Raw genomic sequence first — 13,168 nt, forward strand, 5'->3', positions numbered from 1 at the left:
TCAATCCCCATTTTTAAGCTCATCAAAACATTGGCGTAATCATGCCTAAAACTGCGAACTTCCTGATACAAACTTTCCACGTGCTTGCTATAATTTTCAAGTGCCACAAGCTCCATCTCCTGATTGCGAAGCAATTCATTTTTCTGCTCCTGCCCATGACGAAAATTGAGGTAAAAGAGGAAGACAAAAAGAAGGATGAGATAAATGAAAGCAACAATTCCCCTTATTACATCGTTATCAGCATTATGAAAAGGTTTTACAATAGCAATGGCATCCATGAATAAAAAATAAGAGACCATCAAGATATTAATAATATTAAAAATTTTTGGCTCGATGTGTTTTTTTAAACTTTGACTTACATTTGAAATATCAATATTTAACCATCGTGAAACCAGATAATACACAATAAATGGTTCAGCTCCCGATAATACGACCACCAATGATGGATTTGTAGGGTTTATCTTTATTGAAAAAATAGATTGGCAAATAATGAAGAAAGAATTATGCAAAACAATATAAAATGCAATAGGATATAAGCCGTAAAAGAAATGGTATCTAAATTCTATTTTAGGATCACGCTTATAAGAAATAACAATAAGATATAATACAACTAAATAAATAGTAACTTCTTTAACCAGATAAGGATTTAAATTTAGTGTACTGAGAAAAATACCATTCACTATCGGTAATAAGACTTCAACCTCAAATAAAAAGAAAATCCATTCTTTTAAAGATAATTTATATTTAGTAATTTGTTGAAATAATAATCCTAATAAAACAAAACTTATAAAATTAACAATAAAAGCAAAAAATAGCGTTAAATTACCCAACATTTTGACCTTCCTTCTTCATAAATTCTAACAACTTGTGTAAATGTGTAATACAAGCAGACTGTTTTAAACGATAATTTACATAACCATATATCACACTCAATTTATTTTTGGTGATTTCTTGAAATAGAATTCCAAATATTATTAGACTCAACAAGTTTGCTAAAAAGGCTAGACATTCGGCTGAAATGCTCACTTACTTCTCCCTATTCTCATTTATTATTTACTATCTAAAGATTTTAATCTTAAAAATTGTGACTTTTTTAATTGTATCATGTTGGAAGAATATTGGATATACTTATTTTTATAAAAAATAAAAAGGCTGTGAAGCCTTTTTTGTTTGTATTATTCGATGTTAACTAGAAGATTCTAATCTCCATTAATTTTCTAAGTTCTTTTAATTTTTCAGATTGTTCAGGAGTGAAGTGGACATTGCTGTGTAAAACGGTATCTGTTAATTCTAAACTCATGCGATTCATAAGAAAAGGAAATGATGTTCCGTTTGTTTTAAATTCATTAAGATAATGTGTCAATGTCTTTTTCACACTTGCAGCAGAATCATTTGCTTGTAAATCCAGAAGCAACTCCTCAATAATGGAAATAGCTTCCTCTCTTCTTTCTTTTCCACCTGAAAACCATTTTAATTTTGCCATCTAAAATTCTCCTTTTCCCACTTAATCTCAATGAAAAATAACCCCAGTTGCAGCTAATCCACGCGCAAGATTTCCTTCAAACAATCCATAACTAGAGATTTTTTTGTAAAAGTCGTTGACACTTGAAGACATTTTTTCTTTTTTAGCAACATTTGCAATGCCAATCTGGCGTAAATCAGATGCAAGGCTCACAACAGCTTTGTCAAAATCTTTGCCATTTTCGACAGCATTTTTAAACTTCAGTAAAACTTGACGCTCTTCTTCTTTGATATCAATAGATAAAACAAGGTTATAAACGTCATTTAACAAATCTTCCTTGACTAATTTTCCCATAAAAATTTCCTCCTATGGCATTAAAGCATTTACTAGACTACGGCCAAAATATCGCCCAGTTGAATAGACATGTTCAAAAATGACAGGATAAGCGATGATTAATAAAGCAAATCCAATGACCGTAATTGTAATTTTGTATTTTGAAAATAACGTCTTAAGCATATCTCATTCTTTCTAGTTTTAATGCAGGGCCAAAAATCTACTTATTACCAAGCTAGATGTCGCTCTGATTTTCTTTTTCATTTCTCAGCTATATTATACCCTTTTTTCGTCACTAAAACGGAGCAAGTCGCAAACAGTCGTTTTTTCGTCGTAAACGGTAAAAATCATCGTTTCAGGAAATTTACTCATCATAAAACAAAAAGACCGAATCCCGTAAGATTCAGTCTTCTCATTATTACAATCTCTAGTTTAGCGTATTTTTAATACGTATCGTCTGACAGAAATGATGAGCTACACTATCCGTTTCAACCGTAAGATTTGGATATTTTCGCATCATCTGATGAATCGTGGTTAGCCCAATACCACGGCCGTAACCTTTACTTGAATAATCTTTTTGATAAATCAAATCAATAGGAACCTGCTCCTCTTTAGTCGTATTATCCACAATTAACACATAGTCATCATCTTGATAAAAACATGCAATCGTAATAGCTGGATTTTCTGCTTCAAGCGCTGCTTCAATAGCATTATCACACAAAATAGCCAATAAACGAATGTAATCTAACAGTGGAATATCAGGCGCCCCAATTTTTTCCTTTACTTCCAAATCAACTTCAATATGATTGGCCTCAGCTTCTAAAAATTTAGCTGATAAAAGACTTTTTATGGCATCGTCCTCAATATTAGCCAGACGTCCAATGTTAAATTTGCTACTTTGAATGAAATCAGACAAGTCCTCCAGAACGGATTCATAGACTTTCTGAATCATTCCGATATCTTTTCGATCAATTCCCTCTTTCAAGCTAACTAAGATATTCGCATAATCATGACGAAAGGCACGTAACTCCTCGTATAGTCCCTCAACTTTCTTACTATAAGCTGATAAATATCTTAATTCTTGCTCACGAGCATTAGCAATCTCTTTTTCAAGTCTATTTTGATAAGAACGGTTCATGTAAAATAGCATTAAGATAAAGAAAGCAAAGTAAATGACTACTAGCCATTCTCTATAGTATAGTGTCGATACTCCACCTTGGAACTCCATACCAGTTAAAAATTCCATAGCCACATAAAAAAGTACCATACTTATATCAGTGATTATTAAAAATACTTTTAACTTTCTGACACTAACCATTTCAATAAAAGCTTGAAAATTGAATTTAGACATTTTTACAAGTCCAATATAAATAATTAGCGATACTAACTCAACGGTTACAAAAACAAAATTATTACGATCAATATCTATATAATTTAAACCTATAATAGGCAAAAAGAAGAAAGCTGTCAATCGTCTAAAGACACCTTCAACAAGCCATGGAAATACCCCATAGAAAACATGTAGAGACACTGGTAATTCCCTATTTTTGAAATAAGATAATAAAATAAGGACGATAAAATTTCCAACAATAAAATAGAACCAAGAATATGCAACAACCACAAAAGTGACAACAGCTATGATTTTTTCTACATAGTTTAATCTCTCTCCTCTAACATTCGAATAAATATATAAAATTATCGGATAAACCGTTAAACATAAAATTAAATAATCCAGCATCCCATCACCTCATTTCGCTCAAAATCATTTCAAAGTGATGTTCTACACGAAATCCTTGTGTGGGATTCTTCTCAAGAATAAATATACCTACCATAAATCTCTCCCTACCTAAACTATTCTCTTGATTATCTAAAAATCAACAATCTCTATTATAAAAGAAATTGTATAAAAAAACACCTTAATCATAAACTGATATTTTTCAATATACACAAAAAATCGACATTTCAGGAATGTTTTTTAACCTCTTAGGACATCAAGAAGCTATTAAAGCATTTTTCTGATAAAATAATCTTCGACTGGAGGTAAAACAGTTATGACAGAATGGAAAATGTCAGAGTTAGAATCAGTCAAAGAATTGACTGATTCTGATTTGGAGAAGACAGTTGGAGGAGATAATATTCCTCTACTTACTGGTGTTGTTGATTGGTTTAAAGTTTTTAATAAAACTAAAAATCACATGTAATCCAAAAAGCATTCGACTAAAAGTCGAATGCTTTTTTAATACGAATAGTTTGGCTAAAATGGTAATTTTTACTATTTGTTTGAACAGAGAGATTTGGATATTTTCGCATCATCTGATGGATTGTTGTAAGACCAATACCCCGACCATGTCCTTTGCTTGAATAATTTTTTTGATAAATCAAATTAACTGGGACACTTTCTTCCTTAGTTGTATTATCTACAATTAGCACATAGTCACCATCTTGATAAAAACAAGCAATCGTGATAGCTGGATTTTCTGCTTCAAGTGCTGCTTCAATGGCATTATCACACAAAATAGCCAACAAACGAATATAATCTAGTAGCGGAATATCGGGTACTCCAATCCTGTCTTTAACCTCTAAATTTACTTCAATATGATTGGCTTCTGCTTCTAAAAATTTAGCTGATAAGAGACTCTTTATAGCATCGTCCTCAAGATTAGCCAGGCGCCCAATATTAAATTTGCTATTTCGAATAAAATCTGCCGAATCCTCCAGGACAGAATCGTAGATTTTTCGAACCAGCCCCATATCATCTTGATCAATTCCCTCTTTTAAGCTGACCAAGATATTCGCATAATCATGACGAAAGGCGCGTAACTCCTCATATAGCCCCTCAACTTTCTTACTATAAGCTGATAAATATCTTAATTCTTGCTCACGAGCACTAGCAATCTCTTTTTCAAGTCTATTTTGGTAAGAATGATTCATATAAAATAACATTAAGATAAAGAAAGCAAAGTAAATGACTACTAGCCATTGTCGATAGATCAATGTTGAAAAATTTCCCAGAAATTCTACTGCAGTTAAAGTTTCAATCACCACATAGTAAAAAATCATCGTCACATCTGTAAAAAACATCTTTTTACGCAATGATTTAATTTCACTAATCTCAACAAAAGTTTGAAAATTGATTTTTGATATTTTGATAATTAAAAGATAAACCAATAATACAGAAAATTGTACAATAACATACAATAGATTATTTTTACTTACGTCAATATAATCTAACCCAAAGATTGGAAGAATACAAAAACCAATAGTCCTAATAATAATGCTATCAATAACCCACGGGAAACTACCATTAAACATATGCAAAGATAGCGGCAAATCTTTTCTACTAAAATAAGATATTAAAAATAATATTAGGATTCTCCCTATAATGGTAGGAAACGGTGTAATATCAATAACAAAAAATGACAATGATATTGTTATAATTTCCCGTAAGTTTAGTTTTTCTCCTCTTACATTCGCAAAAATTGTCATGATAACAGGATAATAAGTAAGTTGTGAAGCATAAAAAATTAAAATTGCTTTTATCATCCCATCACCTCATTTCTGCCATCAGTTTTTTGACTTTGTCTCTTGAGACTTGGCAGTAAGAGCCGTTTTCGAAATAAGCTGTTCGGGTGCTTTTATCAAATTCAGTGACATTATTAACATTAATCACAAATGAGCGGTGACATTTCAACAAACGTTTATCTGATTTGGCTACCTCAGCAATTGTGCCATAAAACTCTGTTTGACCTGTTTTAGTGTGTAAAATCACACGGTGCACGGTTGGCGATGTTTCAAAATATAAAATATCATCATAAGCCACGCGGATTCTTGCTTTTGCTGTTTCAAACAGGTAAGAATTCTCACCAAAACTACCAGTTTGATATTTCAACGCCTCTTTCAAGCACAATTCAATGCGCCCTCCAAAAGCTTCATCATTCATATTTTTATCAATAAAATCAATCGCACCAACTAGTGATTGATAAGTTAGAAGCATAAACTCAGAATGGGTTGTCACAAAGACGATAATGGCTGTCGGATCTTTTTCACGAATAGATCTAGCAACATCTAAGCCTTGCTTTTCATCCCCTTTGATTTCTAAATCAAGAAAGAAAACCTGGTGATTTCCCTGCCCATCTGCCTTTTTTATAATATCCTTAGATGCCGCAAAAGCCTCTAAACGCTGATACTCCCAGTGGTTCCTTTCCATAATTGTCTCAATCTGACGTTCGATTCGAAATTGTTGCGTGATATTATCCTCAAGGATAAAAATATCTAACATAAACCTCTCCCTACCTAAACTATTCTTTTGATTATCTTAAAGACTAACATTTTCTATTATAAAGGAAATTTTAGGAAAAAAAACACCTATGTCGTAAACAGTTAATTTTTCGTCGTAAACGGCATTTATAACTAAAAAAGCTGACAGAATAAACTATCAGCTTCACCTATCATAATAGTAATACCTAATAAATTACTTCAATTAAATTGTTATCAGTTGATATCCCTATTTTCATAATAGATCAACATCAAAACAAGTAAACAAACTATTGACAATGGAGTAGTAGTACCTTCTTTTTGAGTTAAAGAATAAAAAATCAAAAAACAAACATAAGTAGACGTTTTTCTACTCTTCTTGATACTAAAGCCATCAATAGCAATTATTGCCAAAATAACACAATATAAAATAATAAAAATAGAATAACACATAAAAACTAATTTACTTTATTAATATCATACAATATAAACATTGTGAAAAAAACGAGAACTCCTTTTACTAACATACCATCCATCGATAATACTGCCTTCACTCCCAATGCTAAAAACAGTATATTTTTTAGAACAGTTCTCCAATTTGTCATGTTTTCTTTCTAATTTTCTTTTTATTTTGTCGTTACAACTGACAATTCTTAGTTTAGCATAAATTTTAATTGATAAACGTTAATGTCATAAACGGTTAAAATTCAGTCGCGAACGGTAAATAAGATAAAACAATCTGGCATTTTAAGATATGAGAATCACTACTAACAAACTTAGAAGAATAGAAATTTTTTCTTAACTCTTTTAAATTATTCTTCTGCCATAATCGCTGGAATTTTTCCAGTAAAAAGATAATCATAAAGTTCTTGACCAAAAATTCCCCCACCAACCCAGGCACTCACGATTTGACCATTTTGTAAGCGAATAATAGTCGGCGTTCCAGGGATGCCAACTGTTCTAAACAGAAAATTCGCTGCTGCCTCATCAAAATCCTGACTATCAGTATTGTAATATTCTAAACGATTATTCATAAGAGTGTTGAAGTCTTTTAACTCTGATGAAAACTGGCGACAATAATAGCAAGTTGGTCTACCAAAATAAATCACGTGCTCTTTGCCATCTTCTGTAAACATAGAATAAACATCAGTCATTGGAACTTGGTTAAAGTCAGCAACATTTTCTTCATATTGAGGAATAGTGACTTCAGCTTCTTCTGCCTCATCTGATGTTTCTAAATTAGTCGCACTCGTTTGTGTCTCTTGAACATCACTTGCCTGATCAGCTGAATTTTCCACAGTATTATCCACAACTTCTGTCACTTCAGTTGCAGACACAAGCTCATCATCAGCAAAACCAGAAACGGTAGCCATTGATAAAACCGCTGCCGATAACAAAATTGTTGTTTTCAAAACATTCTTTTTCATAAAATCTCCCTTCAAAAAACAGCCGATAGTTTGATCTATCAGCCGTGAAAATAATAACTCTAAAATTGACTATCATTTTTTTAAATAAAATCTGTATAAATAATAAACAAATAGTCCAGCAAAAATTAATTTACAAGTTGTTGAATTCCAAAAGCTCTTACCGTATACAAAATAATCAATTAGCATCATGACAATTCCAATAAGTACCAACACAAGCATACTAATTAAAATATTTTTGTAAATATCAGACTTCATAGAATTAACCTCTTTTAGCTCCTTCGTACCCATTATAGAATCCCCAAGTGAATACTGCCACTCCAGCACAACCTAAAGGACCAGCACCTGCAACTCCAATCATACAAGCTCCAGCAACAAGAACAGGGTCAATACCACCACCAGATATCTCACATAAATCAACTTCATTTAAATTTTTAAATGACGAACCTTCATAAATAACACCTTTTTCCATTTTTATCCTCCCAATAATATAGTATCCAAACTTATTAAAGCTACTTTGAATGTGTCACATAATAGGCTGTTCTACCAGCAGCTTCGCCAAATGAATAAATTGCCCAAGCAGCACCTAACACAATACCAACAACCTCTGCACTCCCACCTTCAACAGTTGAAAGTTCTGCTGATGTCAATGCTTCAAATTGTTCCAAATTTTTCATGTTTTCTTCTCCATTTTCCTTTTTATTTTGTCGTTGCAACTGACAATTCTTAGTTTAGCATAGAATTTTATTTGTGAATGTAAATGTCGTAAACGGTTAATATTCAATCGCAAACGGTAAAATCAATATAAGCAAATGACCTTTTACGACGAAAAAACGACCGTTTATGACTTGGGGTGTTACAAGCTAGCTTTTTGTGGCATAATATTTTTTGACTCTGTTTTAGAAGGAATGGTTTTATGAGGAGATACAAATACGTTAGTCAGATTGATATGCGAGATTGTGGGGTAGCTGCTTTGGCATCAGTCGCTAAACACTATGGCTCACACTTTTCGCTTGCTCACTTGAGGGAACTGGCTAAGACTAATAAAGAAGGAACAACTGCTCTTGGAATCGTCGAGGCAGCCAAAAAGATTGGCTTTGAAACGCGCGCTGTAAAAGCTGATATGGCACTTTTTGAGATGGATGATATCCCGTATCCTTGCATTGTCCATGTGAATAAGCAAGGAAAACTGCAACACTATTATGTCATCTATAAGGCTAAAAAAGATTATCTAATCATCGGTGATCCTGACCCAAGTGTGGGAGTCACAAAAATGGCTAAAGCTGATTTTGCCAAAGAATGGACAGGGGTTACAATCTTCCTAGCTCCTGCAGCTAGCTATAAACCACATAAGGATAAGAAAAATGGCTTGATGAGTTTCTTACCGATTATTTTTAAGCAAAAAGCACTACTAACATATATAATCCTTGCCAGCCTACTTGTAACCTTGATTAATATTGTCGGCTCTTATTATCTTCAAGGAATCTTGGACGACTATATTCCCAATCAACTGCAATCCACCCTTGGAATTGTCTCAATCGGCTTGGTCGTGACTTACATCATGCAACAGATTATGAGCTTTTCACAACAGTATTTGTTAGTTGTGCTCAGTCAACGTTTGACGATTGATGTCATTTTATCTTATATTCGTCATATTTTTGAATTGCCTATGTCCTTTTTTGCGACAAGGCGAACTGGGGAAGTGATTTCCCGCTTTACCGACGCTAACTCTATCATCGATGCTCTTGCTTCAACAATCTTATCGCTTTTTCTCGATGTGAGTATTCTTTTCATCGTTGGCAGTGTTTTGATTTTGCAAAATGCTAAGCTCTTCTTGATAACCTTAATTGCTTTGCCTGTTTATGCCATCATTATCTTTGCTTTTATGAAGCCTTTTGAGCGAATGAATCATGACGTCATGCAAGCCAATTCTATGGTCAGCTCTGCCATTATTGAAGATATCAACGGGATTGAAACCATTAAATCACTAACTAGCGAGGAAACACGTTATCGCAATATCGATAGCGAATTCGTGGAATACTTGGATAAAAGTTTCACGCTTAATAAATACGAAGCGATGCAAGCCTCACTTAAGCAAGGGGCGCAGCTGATTTTAAACGTGGCTATTCTCTGGTACGGTTCACGTCTCGTTATGACAGGGAAGATTTCTGTTGGGCAGTTGATTACCTACAACACCCTTTTATCTTACTTCACAAAACCAATGGAAAATATTATTAACTTGCAAACTAAGTTACAGTCGGCGAAAGTGGCTAACAAGCGTCTTAACGAAGTTTATCTGGTATCTTCTGAATTTGATAACAAACAAGTGATCGATAATCAAGAGTTTCTCAAAGGTGATCTTGTCTTTGATGATGTTTCTTATAAATACGGCTTTGGACGCGATACTCTTAGTCACATTAAACTTCGTATCAAGGAAGGTGAAAAAGTTAGTCTCGTCGGCGTCAGTGGTTCTGGGAAAACGACTTTGGCTAAGATGATGGTAAACTTTTATAGTCCAAATCAAGGTCAAATCACCTTGGGAGGCTACGACTATAAAACTATCGATAAAAAAGTTCTTCGTCAACACATCAACTACCTTCCACAACAATCTTACGTCTTTTCTGGAAGTATCCTTGATAATCTCACTTTAGGTGCTTCTGATGCGATTACTCAAGAAGACATTATCAAGGCTTGTGAAATTGCTGAAATTCGTGCTGACATTGAAGCTATGCCAATGGCTTACCACACTGAGTTATCAGATGGGGCTGGTTTATCTGGCGGTCAAAAACAGCGATTAGCTATTGCCAGAGCTCTTCTGACTAAGTCACCTGTCTTAATCTTAGATGAAGCGACAAGTGGTCTTGATGTGCTGACCGAAAAACGTGTTATCCACAATTTGTTAGCTTTAAAAGACAAAACCATTATCTTTGTTGCTCACCGTTTAAGCATTGCCAAACAAACTGACCGTGTCATCGTCCTAGATAAAGGACAAATTATCGAACAAGGTCATCACGAGCAACTCATGCAAAATCCTGGCTTTTACGCTCAGCTATTTCAAGAATAAGGAGGAATCATGAACCCTAAATTATTTCAATCGGCTGAATTCTACCACAGACGTTACCATAATTTTGCGACACTCTTGGTTCTTCCAATGACAGCTTTCGTGCTTTTTTTATTGCTATTTTCTCTCATTGGAAAAAAAGAAATCACTGTCACTTCTGTTGGTAGCCTTCGTCCTACAAAAATTATCGATGTCGTGCAATCTACTAGCAATAACACCGTTCTTGTTAATCACCTGAGCGAAAACAAAACGGTTAAAAAAGGAGATTTGCTTATCCAGTACTCGGATAAATTAGAAGAAAGTCAAATTAAAGCTATTCGGACCCAAATCGAGCGAGATGAGCGTCAGCAAAATGCCCTAAACACACTAAAAGACAGCCTCAATCAGAATAAAAATCTTTTTTCAGGTGATGATGAATTTGGCTGTGCTGCAACTATCGATCGTTTTCTTAGCCAAAGTAAAACCATTACGGCTCAAGTTTCTCAGGCTAATGATTCGGTTGCCAAACAAGAAGCAGGGGTCAATCGAGCTAACGCTGCGGTTAACAAACAAATCAGTGAACTTCAAACACAAGCTAGCCAATACATAGAAGTCAAAGATGCCATTCAAAACAATCAAACAAGTGTTTCTGGTGGTAATCCGTACACAGCTACTCTTAATAGCTATTTAAACCAACTCCAAGCTCTTCCTAGCGATGCTGCTACTAGTAGCAAAGAAAGCCTTAAAAATCAGTTTATAGCTGACCTCCAAGGGCAAATTGATAGCATTAATTCTTCCATTTCAAGCCTACAAACGCAAGCTGCTTCAAATTACTCAACTGGCAGTTACGACACCAGTGCAGCTAGCCAAATTGAAAGTCTGCGCCAGCAAGAACTGACCCAAGCTGAAACACAGCTAGCTCAAGTAACTCAGGAAAAAGAAAGCTTACAAGCGCAGCTTGATCAAACAAGCCTGTCAAAATCTGATACTATCCTAAAAGCTAAAGAAAATGGGATTTTACATGTTTCTGATGAATTTGAAGGGAAAACTCTTCTTCCTCAAGGAAGCCAAATTGCAGAAATTTATCCTGATATTGTTAAAACCAAAAAAGTTGCCATTTCATACTACGTTGATTCAACTCATGTTAGCCAACTGAAAAAAGGACAGCAAGTGCGTCTGACTCTTGAAAAGATTAGCAATCACGCCATCGTCGTTAGCGGAAAAATTAGTAAAATTGCTAGCTCTGCTACCCAAACAAAAAACGGAAATTTCTTTAAAGTCACAGCAACTGCAGAGGTTACTGAAAAAGACAGCTCTAAGCTAAAATATGGCTTACAAGGCAAAACTATCAGTGTTATCGGCAAAAAATCCTTCTTTAACTACTACAAAGACAAACTCTTAAAAGATTTTCAATAAGAATAACCAGCCAAATTGGCTGGTTTTATTTTTTTCTTGGTTTGAACACTTTAACAAAAACTAAGACTAAATAAAGAAGATAAATTCCTGTATAGACAAGTTTTTCCGATAAATCGTTCGACTCTAGTATAAAATTTTTTATCCAAATCACTGAAACAGCACTTACTGCTACTAGCCAGCTAAATTTTTGCTGCGAGTTTTTCATAAAATCCTCCCATTGTCCTTAATTTTCTTTTTTAAGTGTAAAAAGAAAAGGGAAGTAAGCATCCTAACTTACTTTCCTCTAATATCATCTTGAAAACGATGAATTTTCAAAGATAGGTTTCTCCCATAATATCTCGCAAGTGCCTAAGATTCCCTTTTTACATTGCAACAACACTTCTTAGTAACACTGCGACTAAAGTCCTTATGTCATTTAAATCTCCTGGAAATGACGTGTCATGTGACTGACATATTTAATTGTAGCAGAAATTTTGCAAAATAACCGTCTATGTCGTAAACGGTCGTTTTTTCGTCGTAAACGGTAATTTTTTCATGATTTTTACTACCTTTCAAAGAAAATAAATGTAATCAGATGCCAACTAAGATAAATATTCCATGCCATATGAACAAGAATTGATGGATAGATTGAGCGTGTTTTTCTAAAAAGAATCGCTAAAATGAAACCAAGAAAAGCATAGTTTTTAAATACCTCTAAACTCAAACCATAAGAAGATAGATGAGCTACTGAGAACATTACAGCAGATAGTAAGCAATCTAGGTAAAATTTTGATTTCTCAAAAAAGTTAGTCATCAAAACACCACGATAAACTAACTCTTCTAGGATTGGTCCGATAATAAAGGGTTGTAATGCGACCAAAAACGCCAATGGGGAATCACGGAAAAATAATAAATCATTTTTTATATCTCCACCAACAAATAAAAGATTACTGAAGTAAGCGTATATCACCCCAAAAGCAAGTAGGGTTAGTAAATAGTCTAAAGGTTTTAGCGGCCTTATTTGAAATATTTCTGGTCTTCTTCGTCTTAGGTATATCACCAGTACAATAACAAATAGGATGGTAAAAATATTAAGAACAGGGTAATGATATTCCGTTAATGATAAATCAAGTCGCTCTAAAATAGTAAACATTACAAACTTCAACCCAAATAGATGATAATAAATAAAAAATATTGCTAACAGTTTTGGAGCAAGTGAGTTCTTTACTTTTTCTATCATAAATACTCCTTTTTAGAAAT

General features: G+C 33.9%; 14 protein-coding genes and 1 pseudogene. 3 read left to right on the forward strand and 12 right to left on the reverse strand.

Features of this window, described 5'->3' with window-relative positions; translation table 11 throughout:
- From BLR83_RS09915 to BLR83_RS06560, 5 genes and pseudogenes are all read right to left on the reverse strand, one after another.
- Nucleotides 1-833 (reverse strand): annotated as a pseudogene (locus BLR83_RS09915) (hypothetical protein); the annotation flags it as partial.
- A gap of 356 nt (nt 834-1,189) precedes the next feature.
- Nucleotides 1,190-1,483, reverse strand: a complete 294-nt coding sequence (locus BLR83_RS06545) for a bacteriocin immunity protein (RefSeq protein ID WP_074560927.1) — start codon at nt 1,481-1,483, stop codon at nt 1,190-1,192.
- 27 nt (nt 1,484-1,510) lie between these two features.
- The gene (locus BLR83_RS06550) at nt 1,511-1,816 is read right to left on the reverse strand and encodes a bacteriocin immunity family protein (RefSeq protein WP_074560928.1); all 306 of its coding nucleotides are present in this window, start codon (nt 1,814-1,816) and stop codon (nt 1,511-1,513) included.
- A 12-nt stretch (nt 1,817-1,828) separates the two neighbouring features.
- Nucleotides 1,829-1,978: a bacteriocin gene (locus tag BLR83_RS06555; RefSeq protein WP_074560929.1), complete on the reverse strand. Its 150-nt coding sequence runs from the start codon at nt 1,976-1,978 to the stop codon at nt 1,829-1,831.
- Between the two features lie 244 nt (nt 1,979-2,222).
- A complete protein-coding gene (locus BLR83_RS06560) occupies nt 2,223-3,533 on the reverse strand; it encodes a sensor histidine kinase (RefSeq protein WP_074560930.1) in 1,311 nt (436 codons plus the stop codon).
- Between the two features lie 313 nt (nt 3,534-3,846).
- On the opposite strand from BLR83_RS06560, the gene BLR83_RS09920 reads away from it, so the two are divergent.
- Nucleotides 3,847-3,996 (forward strand): hypothetical protein, encoded by a 150-nt coding sequence (locus tag BLR83_RS09920; RefSeq protein ID WP_159427755.1) that lies wholly within the window; start codon nt 3,847-3,849, stop codon nt 3,994-3,996.
- Nucleotides 3,997-4,012: 16 nt separating this feature from the next.
- On the opposite strand, the gene BLR83_RS06565 is transcribed toward BLR83_RS09920, so the two are convergent.
- The 5 genes from BLR83_RS06565 to BLR83_RS06595 form a co-directional block, all read right to left on the reverse strand.
- Entirely contained in the window at nt 4,013-5,338 is a 1,326-nt protein-coding gene (locus BLR83_RS06565) for a sensor histidine kinase (RefSeq protein WP_074560931.1), read from the reverse strand.
- Nucleotides 5,339-5,342: 4 nt separating this feature from the next.
- Nucleotides 5,343-6,074, reverse strand: coding sequence for a response regulator transcription factor (locus tag BLR83_RS06570; RefSeq protein WP_039696227.1), 732 nt, complete (start codon nt 6,072-6,074; stop codon nt 5,343-5,345).
- A gap of 787 nt (nt 6,075-6,861) precedes the next feature.
- Nucleotides 6,862-7,476, reverse strand: coding sequence for a thioredoxin family protein (locus BLR83_RS06580; RefSeq protein WP_074560933.1), 615 nt, complete (start codon nt 7,474-7,476; stop codon nt 6,862-6,864).
- A 259-nt stretch (nt 7,477-7,735) separates the two neighbouring features.
- Complete coding sequence (locus tag BLR83_RS06590) at nt 7,736-7,945, reverse strand: hypothetical protein (RefSeq protein ID WP_039696224.1); 210 nt, start codon at nt 7,943-7,945, stop codon at nt 7,736-7,738.
- A 40-nt stretch (nt 7,946-7,985) separates the two neighbouring features.
- Nucleotides 7,986-8,150, reverse strand: coding sequence for a Blp family class II bacteriocin (locus BLR83_RS06595; RefSeq protein ID WP_074560934.1), 165 nt, complete (start codon nt 8,148-8,150; stop codon nt 7,986-7,988).
- A 239-nt stretch (nt 8,151-8,389) separates the two neighbouring features.
- Here BLR83_RS06595 and BLR83_RS06600 point away from each other — a divergent pair, with 239 nt between their 5' ends.
- Together BLR83_RS06600 and BLR83_RS06605 are read left to right on the forward strand one after the other, a co-directional pair.
- Nucleotides 8,390-10,537, forward strand: a complete 2,148-nt coding sequence (locus BLR83_RS06600) for a peptide cleavage/export ABC transporter (protein ID WP_074560935.1) — start codon at nt 8,390-8,392, stop codon at nt 10,535-10,537.
- A 9-nt stretch (nt 10,538-10,546) separates the two neighbouring features.
- On the forward strand, nt 10,547-11,929 hold the full coding sequence (locus BLR83_RS06605) for a bacteriocin secretion accessory protein (RefSeq protein ID WP_074560936.1): 1,383 nt from the start codon (nt 10,547-10,549) through the stop codon (nt 11,927-11,929).
- Between the two features lie 25 nt (nt 11,930-11,954).
- Here BLR83_RS06605 and BLR83_RS06610 read toward each other — a convergent pair whose 3' ends face one another.
- Both BLR83_RS06610 and BLR83_RS06615 read right to left on the reverse strand, forming a co-directional pair.
- Nucleotides 11,955-12,134, reverse strand: a complete 180-nt coding sequence (locus BLR83_RS06610; RefSeq protein WP_074560937.1) for a hypothetical protein — start codon at nt 12,132-12,134, stop codon at nt 11,955-11,957.
- 339 nt (nt 12,135-12,473) lie between these two features.
- Nucleotides 12,474-13,148 carry a CPBP family intramembrane glutamic endopeptidase gene (locus BLR83_RS06615; protein ID WP_074560938.1) on the reverse strand — a complete coding sequence of 225 codons (675 nt, stop codon included), beginning with the start codon at nt 13,146-13,148 and terminating at the stop codon, nt 12,474-12,476.
- Nucleotides 13,149-13,168 lie beyond the last annotated feature (20 nt).

The organism is Streptococcus equinus, from assembly GCF_900101445.1.
GTDB lineage: Bacteria > Bacillota > Bacilli > Lactobacillales > Streptococcaceae > Streptococcus > Streptococcus equinus_B.